Origin of the sequence: Puia sp., from assembly GCF_036500295.1 — a bacterium.
GTDB lineage: Bacteria > Bacteroidota > Bacteroidia > Chitinophagales > Chitinophagaceae > Puia.
Window position 1 is genome coordinate 35,427 of sequence record NZ_DASYCH010000094.1, and the last position, 20,451, is coordinate 55,877.

At 58.0% G+C, this 20,451-nt stretch carries 19 protein-coding genes; 12 read left to right on the plus strand and 7 right to left on the minus strand.

The window, feature by feature from the left end; genetic code table 11:
• Nucleotide 1: 1 nt before the first annotated feature.
• From VGM48_RS18635 to VGM48_RS18645, 3 genes are all read right to left on the minus strand, one after another.
• Entirely contained in the window at nucleotides 2-961 is a 960-nt protein-coding gene (locus tag VGM48_RS18635) for a type VI secretion system baseplate subunit TssG (RefSeq protein ID WP_331581929.1), read from the minus strand.
• A complete protein-coding gene (locus VGM48_RS18640) occupies nucleotides 948-2,831 on the minus strand; it encodes a hypothetical protein (protein WP_331581930.1) in 1,884 nt (627 codons plus the stop codon). Before VGM48_RS18640 ends, VGM48_RS18635 begins: the two co-directional genes overlap by 14 nt.
• A 97-nt stretch (nucleotides 2,832-2,928) precedes the next feature.
• Nucleotides 2,929-3,417 (minus strand): GPW/gp25 family protein, encoded by a 489-nt coding sequence (locus tag VGM48_RS18645; RefSeq protein ID WP_331581931.1) that lies wholly within the window; start codon nucleotides 3,415-3,417, stop codon nucleotides 2,929-2,931.
• 271 nt (nucleotides 3,418-3,688) lie between these two features.
• On the opposite strand from VGM48_RS18645, the gene VGM48_RS18650 reads away from it, so the two are divergent.
• Together VGM48_RS18650 and VGM48_RS18655 are read left to right on the plus strand one after the other, a co-directional pair.
• Nucleotides 3,689-4,651 (plus strand): hypothetical protein, encoded by a 963-nt coding sequence (locus VGM48_RS18650; protein WP_331581932.1) that lies wholly within the window; start codon nucleotides 3,689-3,691, stop codon nucleotides 4,649-4,651.
• Between the two features lie 32 nt (nucleotides 4,652-4,683).
• Nucleotides 4,684-4,950 (plus strand): hypothetical protein, encoded by a 267-nt coding sequence (locus VGM48_RS18655; protein WP_331581933.1) that lies wholly within the window; start codon nucleotides 4,684-4,686, stop codon nucleotides 4,948-4,950.
• Between the two features lie 11 nt (nucleotides 4,951-4,961).
• Here VGM48_RS18655 and VGM48_RS18660 read toward each other — a convergent pair whose 3' ends face one another.
• Together VGM48_RS18660 and VGM48_RS18665 are read right to left on the minus strand one after the other, a co-directional pair.
• Nucleotides 4,962-5,558, minus strand: a complete 597-nt coding sequence (locus VGM48_RS18660; RefSeq protein ID WP_331581934.1) for a short chain dehydrogenase — start codon at nucleotides 5,556-5,558, stop codon at nucleotides 4,962-4,964.
• Complete coding sequence (locus VGM48_RS18665; protein ID WP_331581935.1) at nucleotides 5,555-5,944, minus strand: carboxymuconolactone decarboxylase family protein; 390 nt, start codon at nucleotides 5,942-5,944, stop codon at nucleotides 5,555-5,557. The genes VGM48_RS18660 and VGM48_RS18665 overlap by 4 nt, the downstream gene beginning before the upstream one ends.
• A gap of 130 nt (nucleotides 5,945-6,074) precedes the next feature.
• Here VGM48_RS18665 and VGM48_RS18670 point away from each other — a divergent pair, with 130 nt between their 5' ends.
• Nucleotides 6,075-6,419: a helix-turn-helix domain-containing protein gene (locus VGM48_RS18670; RefSeq protein WP_331581936.1), complete on the plus strand. Its 345-nt coding sequence runs from the start codon at nucleotides 6,075-6,077 to the stop codon at nucleotides 6,417-6,419.
• Between the two features lie 277 nt (nucleotides 6,420-6,696).
• The gene (locus VGM48_RS18675; RefSeq protein ID WP_331581937.1) at nucleotides 6,697-7,311 is read left to right on the plus strand and encodes a hypothetical protein; all 615 of its coding nucleotides are present in this window, start codon (nucleotides 6,697-6,699) and stop codon (nucleotides 7,309-7,311) included.
• Here VGM48_RS18675 and VGM48_RS18680 read toward each other — a convergent pair.
• Nucleotides 7,308-10,517 (minus strand): TonB-dependent receptor, encoded by a 3,210-nt coding sequence (locus VGM48_RS18680; RefSeq protein WP_331581938.1) that lies wholly within the window; start codon nucleotides 10,515-10,517, stop codon nucleotides 7,308-7,310. The two genes, VGM48_RS18675 and VGM48_RS18680, sit on opposite strands and share 4 nt — an antisense overlap.
• A gap of 128 nt (nucleotides 10,518-10,645) precedes the next feature.
• Here VGM48_RS18680 and VGM48_RS18685 point away from each other — a divergent pair, with 128 nt between their 5' ends.
• The 3 genes from VGM48_RS18685 to VGM48_RS18695 are packed head-to-tail and all read left to right on the plus strand — an operon-like array spanning nucleotide 10,646 to nucleotide 15,322.
• On the plus strand, nucleotides 10,646-12,091 hold the full coding sequence (locus tag VGM48_RS18685) for an FAD binding domain-containing protein (RefSeq protein ID WP_331581940.1): 1,446 nt from the start codon (nucleotides 10,646-10,648) through the stop codon (nucleotides 12,089-12,091).
• Complete coding sequence (locus VGM48_RS18690) at nucleotides 12,082-14,370, plus strand: xanthine dehydrogenase molybdopterin binding subunit (protein ID WP_331581942.1); 2,289 nt, start codon at nucleotides 12,082-12,084, stop codon at nucleotides 14,368-14,370. The genes VGM48_RS18685 and VGM48_RS18690 overlap by 10 nt, the downstream gene beginning before the upstream one ends.
• The gene (locus VGM48_RS18695; RefSeq protein WP_331581943.1) at nucleotides 14,357-15,322 is read left to right on the plus strand and encodes an XdhC family protein; all 966 of its coding nucleotides are present in this window, start codon (nucleotides 14,357-14,359) and stop codon (nucleotides 15,320-15,322) included. Before VGM48_RS18690 ends, VGM48_RS18695 begins: the two co-directional genes overlap by 14 nt.
• 22 nt (nucleotides 15,323-15,344) lie before the next feature.
• On the opposite strand, the gene pucL is transcribed toward VGM48_RS18695, so the two are convergent.
• Nucleotides 15,345-16,190: a factor-independent urate hydroxylase gene (gene pucL, locus VGM48_RS18700; RefSeq protein WP_331581944.1), complete on the minus strand. Its 846-nt coding sequence runs from the start codon at nucleotides 16,188-16,190 to the stop codon at nucleotides 15,345-15,347.
• A 38-nt stretch (nucleotides 16,191-16,228) separates the two neighbouring features.
• Between pucL and allB the strand changes: the two genes are divergently transcribed.
• Genes allB through uraH form a run of 5 tightly spaced genes read left to right on the plus strand, consistent with a single transcriptional unit; the run spans nucleotide 16,229 to nucleotide 20,441 of the window.
• Complete coding sequence (gene allB / locus VGM48_RS18705) at nucleotides 16,229-17,617, plus strand: allantoinase AllB (RefSeq protein ID WP_331581945.1); 1,389 nt, start codon at nucleotides 16,229-16,231, stop codon at nucleotides 17,615-17,617.
• Entirely contained in the window at nucleotides 17,614-18,894 is a 1,281-nt protein-coding gene (locus tag VGM48_RS18710; protein ID WP_331581946.1) for an allantoate amidohydrolase, read from the plus strand. Before allB ends, VGM48_RS18710 begins: the two co-directional genes overlap by 4 nt.
• Nucleotides 18,860-19,600, plus strand: coding sequence for a (S)-ureidoglycine aminohydrolase (gene allE, locus VGM48_RS18715; protein ID WP_331581947.1), 741 nt, complete (start codon nucleotides 18,860-18,862; stop codon nucleotides 19,598-19,600). The genes VGM48_RS18710 and allE overlap by 35 nt, the downstream gene beginning before the upstream one ends.
• Entirely contained in the window at nucleotides 19,600-20,079 is a 480-nt protein-coding gene (uraD, locus tag VGM48_RS18720; RefSeq protein ID WP_331581986.1) for a 2-oxo-4-hydroxy-4-carboxy-5-ureidoimidazoline decarboxylase, read from the plus strand. The genes allE and uraD overlap by 1 nt, the downstream gene beginning before the upstream one ends.
• Nucleotides 20,076-20,441, plus strand: a complete 366-nt coding sequence (gene uraH / locus VGM48_RS18725; protein WP_331581948.1) for a hydroxyisourate hydrolase — start codon at nucleotides 20,076-20,078, stop codon at nucleotides 20,439-20,441. The genes uraD and uraH overlap by 4 nt, the downstream gene beginning before the upstream one ends.
• Nucleotides 20,442-20,451 lie beyond the last annotated feature (10 nt).

Sequence of the window (20,451 nt, forward strand, 5' to 3'; positions counted from 1 at the left end):
TTTATTCGGTCAATTCAGTGGAATAGCCCAGCACCGGCTCCCGCCCCGCTTCCAGCCGCATCTCCACCGTGCTCCGGTCGATCGCGATCTCCATCCCGGTATCCGCCTCCGCCGGCACAAAAAATCGATTGAAGGTCTCGATCACCGCATACCGGCCGCCGCCCGGCAAAAAAGAACTCACCTCTGCTCCGGCGACGGGACCGATCGCATATTGATACACCGGGTATCCCTCCACGAACGAGTTCCCGCAAACCGTATCGTCCCCCAGCGACTGTTCCCCCAATCCCTTCTCCAACTCCCGTCCGATCCATGTCAGCCCAGGCTCAGCAATGGTTATTTTCACCGGCAACCCAAGCAACAGCGAAAGACATTCCTGCATCAGCGGCAGACAACCCGTGATCCGGTAAGCATGTGGGATCAGCAAGTTGAAAAATCCCGCCGCCCGGTCGTCGACCTCGTCGGGGATGCCCCAGAAGGCGCGGAAATATCGGTGCAACATGCCTTTCTCCAAACCCTGTTGTAAAGCCCGTTCCTCTTCCTCCAGTTGCAGCAGCTGATAAAATCCCGCATGCTCGAAAGGCTGGAAGAATTTTCGAATCCCGTTCTCCCGCGTCTTGTTCCAGCGATGCAGCGCGGCCATCTCGGTCACGCCCATCCTGCTGTTGTATTCCGCACCCGCCGGCTGAAAGAAAAGCCCCTCGGGTAACAGGTCATAGAATCCCGGCCGCGACAATTCTACCCGCACCCGGCCCCTCAGCGCCGCATAAGCCTGCCAGGCATCTTCCTGCCAGCTCGCATCGGTCACGTCATTGGCATAAGCCCTTTCAAAGAATGTCCCCGTGCCGATCGTAAAATCTTCCCGGGGATAACCACCCGCGATCACATGCGCCAGCAGTGATTCCGCTCGCAGTTCCTGCGCGTGATCCAGCATCGCATCCGGTAATCGTTCAGGCGACAGCATATTTTTTTGTTTCTTCTGTTCCAAAAAAGACCCGAAACGGCATAAACGACATCGACCGCCGCTCCAATCCCTCCTGCAACGTGGCCGTCCAGTGATCCAGCGTCCCCGCCTGATGCAGCGTGGCATACTCCCGCTCATCCAGCAGGATATGGACGTCGATCGTTTTTAAAAAGCCCGCCTGCCGGCCCGTGCCCACCATCACCCCCTTCTTCACCGTGACCGACCGCGCCCGGGCGCCCGTCTCATGGATACAAAAAAGCCGGATGTCTTCGGGACTCATGATCCGGTCCCTGGAAAGCACCGCGCTCTTATAGGCGGGGATGCTCTCATGCGGCGCCAGCCGGTCCCTGCCGCCCTGCGGCCTCGTCATCAACACGATGCTTCCCTGTCGCAACCCGCCGTTCCGGTACGCCAGCAAGGGCATGCCGCTGCGCACCCGGTTGGCCGCGTTGCCCAGGGTGCTCCAGTAGCCCACCACCAGGTGACGGTTCACCGTATCTCCCGTAACGGTCACCTCGAGATAGGGAACCGCATCGGCGCCCGTATCGGCCTTCTCCAACTCCTGACTCAGCCGGTTGATCACCTGCTGGATTTGTTTTACTTCAGTTGTTATAAAATCGCGGTTGTATAACGCGAAGGCCGCACTCTCATCCCGCAACAACTGCAACAGATGTTCGGTCACCGCCCGGGCATCGCGCTCGTCAAAACGGCCGACTCCGCCCTTGCGTAAAAGAATTTCCCCTCCTCTCAGAAGAGAAACTTTATCCTGATCGATCACCGAATGCACATCGAGAAATTGCCGCCCCTGCTCACACCGCAGCGGCAAAATATTGATCCAGTCCTTCAACCGGTACGTCAGCTCATGCAACTGCCGGTTCACCACCGGAAAGCAGTTGACCTGGCAATGCAGGTTCTGCAGCAGCGCTCCGTGGATATTTTCAGGAAATTCAATTCTCACCCAAAAGATCTTCTCCGGCTTCAACCCCTCCGCAAACCCCGGAGCCGCACTCCCGCCACCCGCCGCACTCCCACCACCCGCTGCACTCCCACCACCCGCTGCACCGCCGCTACCCGCAGCAACTGCAGCCACCGTGTTCCCCGCTTCGGCGTGCCTTCCCCCCGCCTCCACGTGTACAAACCTATGCCGATGGATATTTCTAACCATCCGCGTGACACTCAGACTAATATTATGTGGCGCATGCAGCCAGCCCGCCAGCTCATCATCGTAGATATCCGGCTGATTATACCCGGCGCCGACCCGCAGCAATTCTTCCCCGCAATACCATCGCGCTTCCGGCAGATGATGATAGAAAACGGCCGCACCCGCATCCAAACAATCAAAATAGAACTGAGCCCCGGGCAACGCGCCCGCGTCCCCGGCAAGTCCCAGCCACAACACGTGCGGTTCCAGCGGCCTGGCCAATGCAGAGAAGGTCTCCCGCTCACCGGGCCCCGCATACCGGAATAGCCTGTCCCCCGCGGCGAGGTATTGCACCCGGGTATCTGTAACCGCATACGCACCCGCCGGCGAGAACCAAAGCTCCGCGGCATCGGCGCCTTGCGTCAAAAGAAATTGTTCGCGCTCTTCCAGCAACAGCCGGTCATCCATACTTTGCGCAAACAGGATGGCGGAAGCAGGCACCGGCGCCGTCAGCACATCGGGCGCCATCAACTGCACCATCTTCTGCAACACCCGCTCACGGCTCATACTCATCTCGTTGGACATCTTCTCCAGTTCGGCCGCAAACACTTCCATCAGCAGGGACAGGAGCGGATCGAAATCCGACTCCTTGATCCGGTCGGAATATCCCCACACCGCCGATGCGGCCTTTAACATCCTTTCTTTTATCGTAGCTCTCGATTCGATCATTGGTTATGATTGTTGATCAATGAACCTTGCCTCACCTGCGTCCTTTGCCTCGCCTGCCTCTCTTGCGCGCCTCCTGCAACTTTGCGCGCCCCTGCCCCTAGTTATACGACAGTGGGCTGATAAAAAAATGATCCCGGTAGACGATGGTCTCATTCGTCCCCTTCAGTACCCCCGACACCGTTATATCCAATCGATTCTTGATCCGGCGGCTCATCCCATCCCCGCGGCTCCCACCGTTTCCACTACTCATCCCATCCCGCCGACTCACGCCGTCGTTGTTCAGTTCGTCCTGATGCAGTTGCAGTTCCGTGCGCACCCGCTCCAGCCGCGGCTCATGCAAGCGGATGGCTTCATCCAATGCCTGTACGATCTGATCCTTCAGCCGGCTACGGCTCGACAGACTGTCGAAGTCCGTATCCCAGAGCCCGCATCCAAAGCGTTCGTTGCTGGCCATTTCGCCCAACGAGGTAGTAAGAAGAAGATGAATATGATGCGCAATGGACTCGCGGACCGAACAGGTCGCAAGCAAACCCCGTTGGGGAACCTTGTCCAATTGCAAGGGAAGCGAAAGAAATCCGGAAGACATGACCCTGAATTTATATAGTGGTAGCTGAATACGTCTGACCTTTATGGTCGAGCCGCAATATGCGGCTCCGGTCGGCAGCCAGGGTCAAAAGAGAATTGTCTTGACGACTACACCGAAGGAAGGAATTGTAACGTCAAAATAGGAACAAAAATAATGCCAGACAAAATAAATTATGCACACGCGCACGCGTTTCAAAAAATTCCTATCTTTAGATCGTTCCCACCCCTCCTCCCTCACGTTTATATACAAACGCAAAAAAATCACCGGCACCATGGCCAACGCCACAGCACCCTATATCGTCGTAGGTATCGACGGCACCAGCTCCGCCTCCTGGCGCAAGCCCGATGGCAGCAACAGCCATGTCTATAAGTTTGTGCATGATTTTCAATATGGTGCGATGGGTGTCGACAAGCTTTTTCTCGACGGACCAAACAACGTCGTCGAAGGCCGCGACTCCGAGCCCATCCTGCAAAAAGCATTGGACTTTATCAACCACCGGCTGCAGGTTCTCTTCCCCCGGCAGCTCGGCGGCAATGCGGCCCATCCCATCCATCCCCTCGATATGTTCGACGTCAACGCCTGCACGCAGACCGATTATTATCGGGATCAGTACGGCGACGAGTTCGGCCTGCTGCCTCCCGCATCGAACACCGCCTCCCGCGTCCCGGTACAGGTCAACGCGACGATGCTCTCGCATCAGCCGCTCAGCGTCGATCAGGTCCGCATCGTCATCGTTGGCCACAGCCGCGGCGGCCTCATCGCTACCGTGCTGGCCCATATGCTCAGTCCGGTCGTGCGGGTCTATTTTCTCGGCCTCTACGATGCGGTCGACCGCGAACCCTGTCTCGACGGCGCTACAATCGACAATGTGAAGATCGTCTTTCACGCCCGCCGCAGCCCGGAGGTCGGATCACGCACGATGTTTGGCAACACCGCCACCCGCTACAAAGTCGAGCACTATGAAGAAAGTTTTTTCTATACCTCGCATGGCGGCATCGGCGGCGACTTTGTCGCCGACCCCAAAAAGGTCGGCATGTTCGGCGACGATTCCTGCACCGCCCGGCCCGACACCCGCGTCATCAATGGCGGCAAGGCCGGACCCATCATCCTCGACAACCGCGCCGCCCTCACAAAAAAGCTCGGCAAACCGATCGAACAGATCTGCGCGCAGGGCCGCGACGACGCCGACTCCTTTATCCGCAACGGCGCGCGCCGCTTCGGCCTGCCGATTTGAGGGATCTTTAACAACTTCCTTGCAACGTTCCGGTGCAAACTCGCCAGCGACGATGCCTGCGGTCTTGCCAAATCCAACAGCATTCCGCTCACCGTCAGCACGCCGGTGGCGCCGGACTCTCCGATTCCAGCATCGCCAATCTCCCCGGCGCCTTCACCCCCGGCGACCGCACCTTCGGCTGCAACGGCGTCTACAATGGCCATCCCGCACCCACCGGCACCTATGTCTACTTCGTAAAAATGAAATTCGCCGACGGCCATGTACAGCTCTTTAAAGGAACGGTAATCCGTATACGATAAACTGGGTGCCGCTAATACACTTTGAATACCTGCCCCGTCTGCGCCCCCAGGGCGCTCTTCACATACGCCGCCGCCACTTTCTCCATCGGCACCGGGATATGTCCCGGGAAAAAGGGAAAATAACCCGGCGAATCCTCCACCACACCCGGACTCACCACGTTGATGCGTACCCCATTCTCCAACTCGATCGCCGCCGCCCGGCCAAAAGCCTCCACCGCCGCGTTCACCGCGCTGAGATTCGCGCCGTAGGGTACCGGATCCTCCGCCAGGATACCCGACGTCAGCGTGAAGCTGCCCTTCGGCCGGATATGGTGCTGGCCGATAAGCACCAGGTTCACCTGCCCCAGCAGTTTACTGTCAAGCCCCTTGCGAAAATCCTCGGCCGTCATCGCATGCAACGGTCCGAAATGTCCGCTTCCCGCGGCGTTGATCAGTGTGTCAAACGGCCCCACATCCCAATACAGCTTTTCGATCGACTCCGTCGACCCGATGTCTACCCGGAAATCCCCGCTCTTGCTCCCAACCCGAACCAACTCATGATCTTTTTCTACGGCCGCGGCGATCCTCCTGCCGATAGTGCCCGAGGCGCCGATGAGAATTATTTTCATAAAGAATGTTGTTTAAAGACTTCGCCCGCCTGACGCATCGCATTGCTCACCTTTACACCGCCGGCATAGAATAACACTTGCAGGATGGTCTCCAGCACCTGCTCCTTCGTTGCACCCTCCTTCAGCGCGGCATCGATATGCGCCGCCAGCTGCGGCTCCGCGCCACCGCCGATCGTCACACAACTCGCCACCAGCAGCAGCTCCCTTGTCACCAGGTCAAGCCCCGGCCGTCCCATGATGCCCGAAAGGGCCCATTCCAGGGTCATATCGATAAGGTCCGGGCATACGGTTTCCAGCGACCGGACAAGTTGTTCCCCCGACTGACCTCCATGGAGGCGTTCGAGGAGGGCAAGGCCCTTTTGATATTCTGCACTTTTCTGTTTCATGACCCAAAATTCCGGTATCGGATCATAAAAGTCAAGTAGTTACCCGAATGTCAGCTGGTGACAAATATGTCGTAATTTTGTCCCGCGCGCCTTTCGCGCACCCCTCCCCGCGAAAATTTTTTTTCACTGCATGGAAAAACAGCAAAAAGCAAAGCGCTATCACGACGCGACCCAGTGTCCCATGACCGCCACCATCGATGTCATCGGCGGCAAATGGAAACCCATCATCATCTTCATCCTCATGGATGGCCCCCTCCGCTTCGGCGAAATTCATCGCACCATCCCCGGCATGGCCCTCAAAGTCCTCTCCCGGCAACTCAAAGAACTCGAAGAAGACGACATCCTCATCCGCACCGCCTACCCCGAAGTCCCACCCCGCGTCGAATACTCCCTCTCCCCCAAAGGCGAAACCCTCCGCCCCGCCATCCAACTCCTCTCCGCCTGGGGCACCGAACACCTCCTCCAACCCGCCTGATCTCACCCATAATCTTGAGGTTCAAACCCGCACGTTTCCCCAAACTTGTTGGTAATTCTCCCACATTTCAATTCGAAACCTCCATATCTTTGCTATTTCAAACCAAAACCTATCATATGACTCAGGATCAGGAATACGAACTTACCATAAAAGCTCTCCACCAATTCGGTCAAAAAATCCGTCGTTCCCGGAAAGCCTCACGCCAATTCCTCATCGACGCTGGTATTATCCTTCCCGATAACCGAATGAAAAAGAAAAAGACAAAAAAGAAGAAATAGTGACTTATCACCAGCCTTTCCAGATCATCGGTTTTCATAGTTGTGACCGGGACCTGGGTCTTCGTCTTCTGAACGGTTCTGATGAGCTGCGGCCGAGTAACAATCCCTGGGATTGGCTTGGTCCGGGGATCTATTTTTGGGAACAAAATCCTTATCGGGCATTGAGCTATGCCGAGGAAGCCGCTCGTAAAAAACAAAAATTCGCCGGTAAGATAGAGGTCCCCTTCGTCGTCGGGGCGATCATCGAACTCGGTAGATGCCTGAACCTGATTGAACCGAATTCTATTGAGATCGTAAAAATGGCCCATGCTGAGTTATTGGCGACCTCACAAAATAGCAACGAAAAGCTCCCCGTCAACGATGGCCCAAATCGCGCGCTCGACTGCGCCGTCATCAAATTCATGCACGAATTCAACAAAGATCAAAACCTCCCTCCCTATGACACCATCCGCAGCCCCTTCCACGAGGGCGGCCCCATCTACACCGGCGCCAACTTCACCGACCGCCTCCACATCGAACTCTGCATCCTCAACTCCCAATGCATCAAAGGCTACTTCCTCCCTCGCCCCATCCAACTCTTCAACCCATACCTCCGCCAGCAATTCCGCGCCTAAAAAATATACCTCACCCCAAACTGTATCTGCCACCGGCTCGGCAGATCCGGACTCGACGTAAACGTACTCTTCTGCCCCGGATCAAATTGATACGTCGCCTGACCCGCCCCATTCTTCCCCACATATGAGATCGGCTGAAAATACCCAGACGTACTCGCATACTTCCTCACCCCCCAGCTACTACTGATCAGATTCCCCAGATTCACTACATCCATACTAAGCTGGATCCGCCGCGTCTCGCCCAACTTGAAGTCCTGCAACACCCGCATATCCACCTCGCTGAACCAGGGCGTCTGCCCGCCATTCCGCTCCGTATACTGCCCGCGATGCTTGCTCAGATACTTGTCCTGCCCGATAAACGCCTCTAACGCCTGCTGCTGCGCCCCGGCACCCTGAACGTCTCCATGCACATCGGTATACGGCGTAAAGATCATATTCGGGATCTCCGCCTGCGTCGGCACATATAACAACGCGTTGATCCCCGCACCGCTGCTATTGGTCAGATCGCCGGCATACGTATAAGAGAACCGGTTTCCACTCGTCCAGTTGCCAAACAGCGAAACCGTCGTCCCGCCCCACTCGTAATCCCATCGCTTGATGCCCGCGATCACAAACCGGTGCGTATTCCCATACAGCGAATGCGTCACCACCGGGATATTCGGATTGCTGACGATAGGATTCCGATCAAACGCATCACCCGATATCTCCGCCGAGATGCTGTTCGCATCCTTCGCCACCTGATAATTATACGAACCCGTCAGGTAAAGCCCCATCGGCAAATTCTCCGTCACCTGCACCGTCGCATTATAAGAATATCCCTTGCCGTTATTCCCAAACACATAGGTCCCGACGCTCCCCTTATCCGTCGCCAGATAAACAGCCCGGTGATCGGCCGTCCCCGAATTCAAAGTCCCCGTCGGCGTCCCCAGCCCATAGTCCTGCACCATCATCGCCTGCACATCCTTGGTATAGCCGAGGTCCAGCGTCAGCACCGTCGTGGCGCCCAATTTATAATCCACCCCCGCACTCGTCCGCCAGACCTGCGGAAAATGAAAATTACGCGCCGTTACGTTCAGATAACCCGTAAACGGATTCGCTATCTGGTTACCCATCCATACAAACGGGAACCGGCCCGTAAACAATCCCGACCCACCCCGCACCTGGATCTTATTCTCGCCGTCTACATTCCAGTTGAAACCCACCCGCGGCGAGAAAAGCGGCGTAGCCTTCGGGAACTTGGAATTGTCAAAGGCTTCTCCGTTCTTCACCGGCGCCCCCGACAACGGATCGAACAACGTCAGGTCGTCCGTATTGGCCACCGTCGGCATCCCATAGGAATAGGCGCCGCTAAACGTTCCATTGGTATTCATGATCGGACTCTCGAAGTAATTCTTGCTGCCATAGAAATACACCGGCTTGTCTACCCGCAACCCAACGGTTAGTTTGAAGGTGGGCGATAGCTTCCACGCATCCTGTGCATACAACGCGGCTTGCCCCACCGTGAAATTGCTCCAGGTCCATTTATCCGCCGCCGCCGCATTCTTGGCATAGGTCGCGTTACCCGTCCCCGGATAGCCACCCATCATAAACGTGGCAAGGTCTACCTGGTTGAACACATTGAATCCATAACCCGTCAGGTTAAAGCTGTTCTCAAACCGGAACGACTCAAATGAAGCGCCCACCGTCAGCGTATGGTCCGCCAACGCCACGGTGACATTATCCGTCAGCTGCAGCGCATTCTGATTCAAAATATTGTGGATGGAGAACGGCTCTTGCCCCGCAATGATGTAGGGGACATTGTTCTTGGTGATATTGATCACGGGGAAAGGCGTCGAATTCGGATTGCGGAAATCATGGAAGACGGTATTGATCACCCGTAGGTTATTCGAAACCGTACTGTTGAGGTTGGTCTTCAACTCCAGGCCGAAATTCTCGAGATGATTGTTCATCCGGTATCCGGAGTTCTCGTATTGCAAGGTTATCGCGTCGGGACCCCGCCGGTTGATCGCGCTGGGGTGCGCCGGCTTTTCCTGGTACGCACTCAGCCCGTTATAGGTAAAGGTCAGCGTATTCCGGTCGTTGATCACCCAGTCCAGCTTCGCGATCCATTTATAGCTGACCGTTTTCTGGGTATAGTTTTGATACGGCCCCGTCTCATAGCCATAGTTATTACGCAGCAGCGCACTCACGGCATCCAGATCGGTCTTCAGCACCCGGGATGTCGTGATCTCTCCCGTATTGGTCCCGTCATTGGCCACATAGGCGCTGTTCGCGTCGCTGCGTTGCTGGGTCTCGAAATTGACAAAGTAGAAGAGTTTGTTTTTTTTGAGTGCACCGCCAAGCGAAGCCCCGCCCTGAAAATCGTGCAGCGAAGGGACATTGAAAGAATTGCCTTCCACTTTATGACCCGTCAACGCCTGATTGCGGAAGAAGCCGTAAATAGTTCCAAAGGTCTTGTTCGTTCCGCTCTTGGTGACCGTGTTGACCCCCGCACCGGTAAACCCTGCTTGCGTCACATCGTACGGAGCGATATTCACCTGTATCTGGTCAATGGCGTCCAGCGAAATAGGTTGGGCGCTGGCTTGACCGCCGGGTGTCGGCGCATCGAGCCCGAAGGGATTGTTGAAAACCGCGCCGTCGAGCGAGTAGTTGTTGTACTGCCCGTTCCTGCCCGCAAAGGAAACGCCATTGTAGGTTGGGGAGGCCGACGGCGTCAGCCGGGTATAGTCATCGGCGCTTCGCGAGATGGTCGGCAGCCGCTGGATCTGCTGGCTGGTGATATTCACCGATGCCCCGGTCCGGTTCTCGTTGAAGACCCGGCTCCTGCCGGTGACCGTCACCGCATTGAGATTCGCGGTGGACAACTCCAGTTTGAAATCGACGGTCCGGGTCTGACCCAGCTCGAGAAGGATATTGCTTTCCGTCTGAGGAGTAAAACCCGTATAACTTACCGTTACCGTATACGGCCCGCCCACCCGAAGGTTCGGCACAAAGAAATTGCCGGCGCTGCCGGATACGATATGCCGTCTGATCCCCGCATCGGGAAAATCGATCTCCACCGTGGCGCCTGGAAGCGGCTTGCCGGATGCATCGGTCACGGTTCCGCCGACACTGGAGGTCGTCACCTGGGCAATCGAAGAAAAGTGGAAGAAAATGAGGAGGAGTAGGGGCAATAAACGGCCCTGCAGATGATTGGTGTTTCTCATCGAGAAAAGGTTTTGGTTATATATGTGGTGTAACTTCAATTTAACCCAAAAACACGACAGTTGTTCTTTTTGCGGTCAATATTTTGTAAATTGTATATACGAGGCTGCATCAGATACAACAACCATGCATGGTCAAATTCGTCCTCAATAATAAATTCATTCGTTCGGATGATCCGCCGGCAACTCTTTTACTCGATCTCATCCGCTACCGCGAACACCTCACCGGGACCAAGATCGGTTGTCGCGAAGGGGACTGTGGAGCGTGTACTGTTCTCATTGGCGAATTAAAGGGCGATCGCGTCGTCTATCGCTCGGCTACCTCCTGTCTCACCGCCATCGGCAATGTTCACAACAAACACGTTGTCACCATCGAAGGGATCAATCGCGAAGACGGCGGCGACCTCAATTTCCTCCAGCAGGCCATCTGTGAGGAAGGCGCCAGCCAGTGTGGCTTCTGCACCCCTGGCTTCCTCGTCTCCATGACCGGCTTCTGTCTGAACGAGAACGAACCTACCCGGGCCGCGGCCATCGCCGCCGTCGACGGCAATATCTGCCGGTGCACCGGCTACAAATCCATCGAGCGTGCGCTCGCAAAGCTGACCACCTTGCTAGCGACCCGGACTTCCTCCGACGTCCTGGAGTTCGCTATCTCCCAAAAAATACTCCCCGGCTATTTTACAAGCATTCCCCGTCGCCTCGCCCAACTCGCCCTCGAACCCAATGGCGTCCTCCACGGCGTCCCGGCAACAGACGCCCGCGATAGTGCCACATCCAATCCAATCTTCCTCGGTGGGGGTACCGACCTCTACGTTCAGCAACCCGAGCGAATGGTCCGTTCTCACCCCGCATTCCTGAACATCGACCCTTCACTGCAACAGATAACCGAGTCGGCCGGCGAGCTCCGCATCGGCGGCGGCGTCACCGTTACCCAACTGCTCGAATCGCCGCTGATCCACCGGGCCTTTCCGCATTTTCCGCATTATGCCCGACTCATTTCCTCCACCCCGATCCGCAACATTGCTACCGTCGCCGGTAACTTCGTCAACGCCTCACCCATCGGCGATCTTTCTGTCTTCTTCCTCGCCCTCGATGCCCGCATAACGCTTAGCGATGGCTCGACCCGCCGTGTCCTGCCGCTGAATAAATTCTTCAAAAGCTATAAAACTCTCGACAAAGGCCCCGGCGAATACGTCGAATCCGTGCACCTCGCAACTCCTCAACCCAACACGCGGTTCAACTTCGAAAAGGTCAGCAAACGAACCTGCCTCGACATCGCAAGCGTAAACACCGCCATCCAACTGACCGTCGACGGCGACACGATCCGCCAGGCCCATTGCTCCGCCGGCGGAGTAGGGCCCATCCCTCTCTACCTGCAAAAGACCTCGCAGTTCCTCGCCGGCCATCAGATCTCGGCCGCACTTGTCGACGCGGCGATCGATTCGGCCCTCACCGAGATCAGCCCCATCAGCGATGTGCGCGGCACCGCGGAATACAAACGACTCCTGCTCGGCCAGCTCATCAAAGCGCATTTTATCACCCTGTTTCATCATCTGCCGGAGGAGGAATGGCTATGACACGCGATACGAAACACCTCGACGCCCCGGCGCACACGCGTGGCGAATCCATCTACCTCGACGACATTCCCCTCATCAGCGGAACGCTGTTCGGCGTCGCCTTCGGCTCTCCCATCGCCCACGGTAATATCCGGGAATTGCATTTGAATGAAGCGATCCAATGCCCGGACGTCATCCGCATCTTCACCTATAAAGATATTCCGGGCGAGAACCAGATCGGCGGCATCATCCCCGACGAACCGCTCTTCGCCGAAACTCATGTTCACTATTGCGGCATGCCCATCGCCTTCGTCGTCGCCACATCGGAGGCCGCAGCCCGTCATGCCGTGTCGAAAATAAAAGTCGATATCGATCCCTTGCCGGTGGTCACCGATCCCCGCGAAGCCCAGGCCAACAACGACCTGATCGTCCCCCCACGGACCTTCCGCCTCGGCGATACCACCGCCGCCTGGCAAGACTGCGTCCATATCATCGAAGCAACTACCGAAACCAACGGCCAGGAACATCTTTACATCGAAACCCAGGGCTCCTATGCCCTGCCCCAGGAAAACCAGGCCATCCGGGTTTACTCCTCCACCCAGGCCCCCACCGCCACGCAACGGGTGATCAGCAAGATCACCGGCCTGGCCATGCACGCCATCGATGTCGAAGTGACCCGCCTCGGAGGCGGCTTCGGCGGCAAGGAAGACCAGGCCAACGCCTGGGCCGCTATGTGCGCACTGGCATGCCGCCACCTGCGGGCACCGGTTAAATACTCGTTACCGCGCACCGATGACATGGTGTTCACCGGCAAACGACATCCCTATTCCGCCGATTTCAAACTCGGCCTCGACGCCGACCAAAAGATCCGGGCCTACGAGGTCACCTTCTATCAAAATGCCGGCGCCGCGGCCGACCTCTCCCCGGCCGTGCTCGAACGGACGCTCTTCCATTGCACGAATACCTACTATATCCCCAACGTCAGGGCTACAGCCTACAGCTGCCGGACTCATCTGCCTCCCAATACGGCCTTTCGCGGCTTCGGCGGCCCCCAGGGGATGTTCGTCATCGAAGCCGCCATCGCAAAGGCAGCCGAGACGCTGGATATCCCCGCCATAGAGATCCAGCGGGCGAACCTTATCTGCTCCGGCGATGAGTTCCCCTATGGCCAGAAAGCCGTCAGCGAAGCCCACGCCTGCTGGCAAAAGGCCGAAACGCTCTACGACATCGACACCCTGCAAGAGGAGATCGGCGAGTTCAACGCCAAGCACCGGCTCTCCAAAAAAGGTCTCGCGTTTATGCCCATCTGTTTCGGCATCTCTTTTACAAAGACGCTCCTCAACCAGGCCAGGGCGCTGGTCCATGTCTACACAGACGGCAGCGTCTCACTCAGCACAGGCGCCGTGGAGATGGGCCAGGGAGTAAACTCGAAGATGATCCAGGTGGCCGCAACGGTTTTCTCCATCGACCCCACGCTCGTCCGGATCCAGGCCACCAGCACCCAACGCATCGCCAACACCTCGCCCTCCGCCGCCAGCGCCACCGCGGATCTCAACGGCAAAGCAGTGGAAATGGCCTGCACTGCGATCCTCCAGCGCCTCCGGTCGGTCGCCGCCGCCGAACTGCAAGCCAATCCCGAATCCATTACCTTCCTCGACGGGCTCGTTCACATCGACGGCATACCGACAGTTCTCCACTGGAAGCAACTGATCATGGCGGCCTATATCCGCCGCGTCAGCCTGTCTGAACATTCGCACTACGCCACCCCGCAGATCCATTTCGACTATACAAAAGAAAAAGGCCATCCCTTCGCCTATCATGTATACGGTACGGCCATCGTCATCGTCACGCTGGACTGTCTGCGCGGGCGTTATACTGTCGACGCCGTTAAGCTCGTCCACGACGCAGGCGCCAGCATGAACCCTACGATCGATCGCGGCCAGATCGAAGGCGGCGTCGTCCAGGGCATCGGCTGGATGACGATGGAAGAAGTGGTGTACGATGAAAAAGGCCGCCTCCGCTCCAACACCCTTTCCGCTTACAAGGTCCCGGACATCTATTCCGCCCCTGCGGAGATCGCCCTCGAATTTCTCCACACGGATCACGACAACCTCGCCGTCTTCCGGAGTAAAGCCGTGGGCGAACCGCCACTCATGTATGGCATCGGCGCTTATTTCGCCCTCCGCAACGCGATCCTCGCCTTCAACCCCACCGCCCAAATCCCCTTCGACGCCCCGCTGACGCCCGAAAAAGCGTTGATGGGCCTGTACCAAAAGCAGCCGACCCATGTTGCCGGCTAAGCAAGCGGCCCTCTGGCATTTTGCACTCGCCTGCCTGAATCAGGAGATTCCGGCAATGATCCTATATGTGGTGGAAAGTATCGGCAGCAGCCCGGGACGCCAGGGCTTCTTCCTGGTGATCGATTTTGCCGGATATAAGGAAGGGTCCATCGGCGGCGGCATCATGGAACATAAATTTATCGAACTGGCAAAAGACTATCTCCGCCAAAATACCCCACTCAACCTCCTTCGCCGCCAGGTCCACGACAAGGACTCGCCAAAAGATCAAAGCGGCATGATCTGCTCGGGCGAACAGACCATCTGGCTCTATGTTCTGCAGCAAAAGGACCGGTCCGTCATCGAACGCCTGCTTACGCATCCACAAAACGGCTGCCTCGAATTCTCGCCCGATGGCATGCGCTTCGACACCCAGCCGCCCGATCAAAACACTTTCTTTCAAAGAAACAGCGACACCAGCTGGGTCTATCGTGAAAAGACCGGCTATACCCATCGCCTCTATATTATCGGCGGCGGCCATGTGGCGCTCGCCTTCTCCCGCCTTATGCAAACGATGGATTTTCATATCACCCTCTACGATGACCGCAATTCGCTCGACTCTTTCGAACGTAATCAATATGTGCAGGAAAAAATCGCGCTCGACGACTACAGCCGGCTTGCCCAACTCATCCCCGGTGGCCCGGGAAGTTTCGTCGTCGTAATGACCCGGGGCTATCGAACCGATGATCTCGCCATCCGGGCGCTCTGGGAAAAGGACTTCCGGTATTTCGGTGTCCTCGGCAGCAGGGCAAAAATTGAAAAGCTTCTCACCGGCTATCGCTTGGAGGGGATCCCCGAAGAAAGGATCCAAAAGATGCGAGCGCCGGCGGGACTGGATATCCATAGCCAGACACCCGAAGAGATCGCCATAAGCATCGCCGCGGAGATCATCCGCCACCGCCATGACCCGGTGTGAACCGATGCCACCGCCATGCGCCCTAATCCCTTACTACCGTTCCCGTGATATACCCGAACGGCTCTTCGGTCGCAATAAAGACCTCATTGTTGTTCTCCAGCCCGAAAGGCTGGAAATTGCAAAGGATATGATGCCTGTTCGGCATTTTCAGCGTGATCTCTTTCACCATGGAAAATTCCTTCAGCACGGCTTCTCCCATCGCATAAAGCGTGTGCTGCACTGAGAGACTTTGGTGATAGGCAAAGCTCCGTAGCAGCTGCTCGCGGATGGCCGGATATAGGGCTGCCGGTCCCTCCGGAACACCGGCATAGACCCAATACACCTCGCACAAGGTGGAAAGGATCCGGTCCGGCGTCTCCTTCAAGGTCGTATAGGCGTCTTTGATATATCCTTCAAAACCCGAATCGGTCGTCTTCAGGATCAGCAGGTCCCCGATCCCCGCCGAAAGGACAAGCCCCTTCCGATCCCGGCTGACCCTGGCCAGATGTTTCTCCGATCCGCCGTTGACAAAAGCATGCGGATGCGCCGTCCCATCGAAATGCATCCGGACCCAGCATTCTTCCGCCAGATCGATCGTCACGGCCGACAACTGCGGGTTATGGACAAGAAAATGATCCGCCAGCACCAGCCCAAACTCCTCTATCGAATCCGTCAACCGGTATTTTGCAAGTGCATACACCGTATTCTTCATCGTATCCGTCGGCAACACCTTGCTGTTGTCGCCCTCCACATGTACCGCATCGAAATCCCCCTGCAACGATATATCCACGCCGATCTGGCGGATCTCATGCCGGCCGGGATGCCGGATGATCTTCGACAGCCGGATCGCATTCTTTCCGTATGCATTTTGGTCCAGGCGGATTCCCATACTTCAATATAAAAAATATTTTCGGTAAATTAGGGATAATGCCGGCAAGAAGCGTCGCCATACATAGCAAGTCCATGCTCCTGCCCGAGGGTATCAGGGAAGCCACGCTTTTCATCGACGACGGCCAGATCACCGGCGTCGTTCCCGGTCTCGCCATGGCCGCGGGCCTCGATCTCGTCGATGTCGGCGGCAACCTCGTCATGCCCGGGCTCATCGATCCGCACGTGCATATCAACGAACCGGGCCGCACCGATTGGGAAGGCTTCGACACCGCCACCCGTTCCGCGGTCGCCGGAGGCTTCACCCTGCTGGTGGACATGCCCCTCAATTCCTCGCCCGTCACCACGACGGCCACAGCCTTCGATCAAAAAATGACGGCCGCCACCGGTCGGCTGCATTGCGATTGCGGCTATTGGGGTGGGGTAGTGCCCGGCAACGAAAAGGAGATCGAACCCCTCATCGCCCGCGGCGTCCTCGGCTTCAAAGCTTTTCTCACCGATTCCGGCATCGATGAATTCCAGAAGGTAGCGGAGATACAGCTACGAAAAGTAATGCCCATCCTCGCCGCGCATGGCCTCCCCCTGCTCGTCCACTGCGAACTCGACTCCCCCGCGGCTCCCTCCGCCGCAAACTCCCCCGCGAATCCGGGCGGCCCCTGCGACCCGCGGTCCTACCGCCAATACCTCGCCTCCCGCCCTCATCAATGGGAAGACGCAGCCATCGCCCTCATGATCCGCCTCTGCGCCGAGACCCGCTGCCCCGTCCATATCGTCCATCTCTCCTCGGCGGCTTCCATCGCCCCCATCCGCGAAGCAAAAGAAAAAGGCCTCCCCCTGACCGTGGAGACCGCGCCGCATTATCTCTATTTCGCTGCGGAGACCATCCCCGATGGCAATCCCCTCTTCAAATGCGCACCGCCCATTCGCGATCGCGCCAACAACCACCAGCTCTGGGAAGCCCTCCGTGAAGGCGTCATCGATTTTATCGCCACCGACCACAGCCCGGCGCCCCCGGAGCTGAAGCACTTAACTACCGGTAATCTCCCCGCTGCCTGGGGCGGCATCGCGTCCCTGCAACTATCCCTCCCCGTGGTCTGGACCGCAGCCCGCGAACGCGGCTTCAGCCCAAAGGACATCGCCTGCTGGCTAAGCGCTGCGCCCGCCCGGCTCACCCATCAGTCGGCCTGCCGCGGCAAACTCGCGCCCGGCTACCGCGCCGACCTCACCATCTGGAACCCCGACACGTCCTTCACCGTCGACCCATCCACCTTGCAACATAAACATAAAGCAACACCCTACTCCGGCGAAACCCTCTTCGGAACGATCGAACACACCTGGCTTCACGGCGAGCAGGTCTTTGACAAAGGTGTTTTCTCACCGGTCCAGGGAAAGATCATCCGTCAAACACCCGCCACCATCCAGCCATGATCCATCGCGCCAACCATATCATCAGCCGCATTAACCAGCTCGCCGCCATCAGCGAGGATGAAAAAGGGATCACCCGCCGCTATGGCACCCCTGCCGCCCTCGAAGCGGGCCGCCGCCTCCGGCAATGGATGCAGAACGCCGGTCTGCACACCCGCGTCGACGCCATCGGCAATATCCGCGGCCGCTGGCCCTCAGCCACCCCCAATGCAAAGACCTTCGTCATCGCCTCACATCTCGACACGGTGGTCAACGCCGGCCGATGGGACGGCCCCCTCGGCGTCCTCGCAGGACTCGACATCCTCGAACATTTCATCCGCGAAAACCGGACCTTCCCCTTCCATCTCGAACTCATCGCCTTCTGCGACGAAGAAGGCGCCCGCTTTCATACAACCTATCTCGGCAGCAAAACGCTCGCGGGCAGTCTCGACCCGGCGACGCTCCAACGCCGGGACGACCAGGGCATGACCCTCGCCGCGGCTATCACTGCCATCGGCGGCGACCCCACACGCCTCGCCGCGGAGGCCCTGCCCCCCGAGCAGTGGCTCGGCTATTTTGAACTGCATATCGAACAGGGACCCATCCTCTGGGAAAAGAAGATTCCCGTCGCCCCCGTCACGGCCATCGCAGGGCAGGTCCGCGCGGAACTTCGCTTCACCGGGGAAGCCGGTCATGCCGGCACCGTACCCCCATCCATGCGCCACGACGCCCTCTGCGCTGCCGCCGAATTCATCCTCACGGTCGAAAACTTCGCCCGGAACTCCGCGGCCGACGCCGGTCCTCCCGTCCTGGCCACCGTCGGAAAGCTCTCCATCCCCAATGCCGCGTCCAACGTGATCCCCGGCGAGACGACACTCAGCCTCGACATCCGCAGCGCCGACGAGGCGTCCCTGGAATCCGCCCACAAACACCTTCGCGCCGCCGCCACGACCATCGCGGAACACCGTAGCCTGACGCTGCACTGGAACCCCATCCAATCGGCTGCGCCCGTCACCTGTGATCCATCGCTGACCACCCTTCTCGCCACGGCGATCCGCGCTGCGGGGATCGAATCCCTGCCCCTGGTCAGCGGCGCAGGCCACGACGCCGTCCCCATCTCGGCCCTGGCCCCGGTGTCCATGCTCTTCGTCCGCTGCTATAAAGGCATCAGTCATAACCCCGCCGAACACGTCGAAGCCGAAGACCTCGCGGCAGCCCTCGCCGTCGCCGAAAAATTTATTTGTAACTTGGAAGAAATAGTCAACCATGGAGATCTCCGCACAAACCCGATCCGTCGTTAAGAAAAACCATGCCCTCATCAGTCCGGACGGCTACATAAACAGCAACGTCCCGGGCTGGAAGCATTGCACGGTCAACGTCATCATCAGCAAGGAAATGGGCGCCCGCTTCTCCCAAACGCTCATCACCTGCCAGCCCGGCGCGACCCTCACCGGTCAGACCCGGCAAGACCAGACCTTTTTCTATGTCGTCAGCGGCTCCATAAAGGCAACTCTCCACGGTATCGAAAAAAACCTGACAACAGGACACTATGTCTATATCCCCGAATGGCAGGAATACCATCTCTCCACCGCCGCCGACGGGACGCAACTGCTCAGCTTCCACAAGGTTTACGAACCGCTCGAAGACGCCCCGGTCCCAAATACGCTCTTCGGCGACGCAGCGACCATCCCCGCCAATGAATATCTCGGCGACCCTGCCCTCCGCCTGCAAGTGCTCCTGCCGGACGACCTGGGCTTCGACATGGCGGTCAATGTCTTCACCTACGACCCCGGCGGCCACCTGCCGCTGGTCGAAACACATATCATGGAACACGGGCTCCTCTACCTCCGGGGTCAGGGAGTCTATCGCCTCGACCAGGATTGGTATCCCGTAAAGAAAGGGGATTGTATCTGGATGGCTCCCTACTGCCAGCAGTGGTTTACCGCCATGGGCAAAGAACCTGCCGTATATATCTATTACAAGAACGTCAACCGCTTCCCGTATTGATGACGCTGGAAAATCTCAATATACTCGATGCCACGGCAAAGACCACAGCCCTGCGCCACTGCTGCGGCAGCCAGGTCTGGGTGGACCGGATGCTCGCGGGTTTTCCCTACTCAGACCAGCCGTCGCTCCTGGCCGCCGCGGCCCGCAACTGGCGTCAATGCAGTCCTGCCGACTGGCTCGAAGCCTTCCACCATCACCCGAAGATCGGCGCCCGGACAACGGATGCGACGGCCGCCGCCGAACAGTCAGGCGCCTCCTCTGCCCCAACCGATATCCTCCAACGTCTCGCCACGGACAACCAGCGATACGAAGAACGCTTCGGTTATATTTTTATCGTCTGCGCCACCGGCAAGTCCGCCTACGAAATGTTGGGCATCCTCAACACCCGGCTGGACAACCCGACCGATGAGGAACTGCGCATAGCCATGACCGAACAGGAAAAGATCACCCTCCTCCGCCTCCAAAAACTACTCGCATGAGCACCCTCAGCACCCATATCCTCGACATCGCCCTCGGCCGCCCCGCCCCGGGCATCCTCGTGATCCTCTCCCGCGACGACCACGAACTCGCCCGCGCCCGCACAAATCCCGACGGCCGCATCGGCGACTGGCCCGCCGCCACACCCGCTGCATCCGCAGCACCCGCCGTTGCGTCTGCCCCCCTCGATCTTACCCCCGGTATCTACTGCCTTCGCTTCGAGACAAAACCCTGGTTCACCGCCACATCCACCCCGACCCTCTATCCCTTCATCGAGATCCGGTTCGAGGTCGGCGCCGCCGGCCACTATCATATCCCCCTCTTGCTAAGCCCCTTCGGCTATTCCACCTACCGGGGATCATAAAACGAAATAC

Coding starts and splice junctions, on each gene's coding strand:
- VGM48_RS18650 (WP_331581932.1), top strand. CDS start 3,689: ATGGCCAACGCCACAGCACCCTATATCGTCGTAGGTATCGACGGCACC.
- VGM48_RS18640 (WP_331581930.1), bottom strand. CDS start 2,831: ATGATCGAATCGAGAGCTACGATAAAAGAAAGGATGTTAAAGGCCGCA.
- uraH (WP_331581948.1), top strand. CDS start 20,076: ATGAGCACCCTCAGCACCCATATCCTCGACATCGCCCTCGGCCGCCCC.
- VGM48_RS18710 (WP_331581946.1), top strand. CDS start 17,614: ATGATCCATCGCGCCAACCATATCATCAGCCGCATTAACCAGCTCGCC.
- VGM48_RS18695 (WP_331581943.1), top strand. CDS start 14,357: ATGTTGCCGGCTAAGCAAGCGGCCCTCTGGCATTTTGCACTCGCCTGC.
- VGM48_RS18645 (WP_331581931.1), bottom strand. CDS start 3,417: ATGTCTTCCGGATTTCTTTCGCTTCCCTTGCAATTGGACAAGGTTCCC.
- VGM48_RS18680 (WP_331581938.1), bottom strand. CDS start 10,517: ATGAGAAACACCAATCATCTGCAGGGCCGTTTATTGCCCCTACTCCTC.
- VGM48_RS18665 (WP_331581935.1), bottom strand. CDS start 5,944: ATGAAACAGAAAAGTGCAGAATATCAAAAGGGCCTTGCCCTCCTCGAA.
- allE (WP_331581947.1), top strand. CDS start 18,860: ATGGAGATCTCCGCACAAACCCGATCCGTCGTTAAGAAAAACCATGCC.
- VGM48_RS18690 (WP_331581942.1), top strand. CDS start 12,082: ATGGCTATGACACGCGATACGAAACACCTCGACGCCCCGGCGCACACG.
- VGM48_RS18670 (WP_331581936.1), top strand. CDS start 6,075: ATGGAAAAACAGCAAAAAGCAAAGCGCTATCACGACGCGACCCAGTGT.
- VGM48_RS18685 (WP_331581940.1), top strand. CDS start 10,646: ATGGTCAAATTCGTCCTCAATAATAAATTCATTCGTTCGGATGATCCG.
- pucL (WP_331581944.1), bottom strand. CDS start 16,190: ATGGGAATCCGCCTGGACCAAAATGCATACGGAAAGAATGCGATCCGG.
- allB (WP_331581945.1), top strand. CDS start 16,229: ATGCCGGCAAGAAGCGTCGCCATACATAGCAAGTCCATGCTCCTGCCC.
- VGM48_RS18660 (WP_331581934.1), bottom strand. CDS start 5,558: ATGAAAATAATTCTCATCGGCGCCTCGGGCACTATCGGCAGGAGGATC.
- uraD (WP_331581986.1), top strand. CDS start 19,600: ATGACGCTGGAAAATCTCAATATACTCGATGCCACGGCAAAGACCACA.
- VGM48_RS18635 (WP_331581929.1), bottom strand. CDS start 961: ATGCTGTCGCCTGAACGATTACCGGATGCGATGCTGGATCACGCGCAG.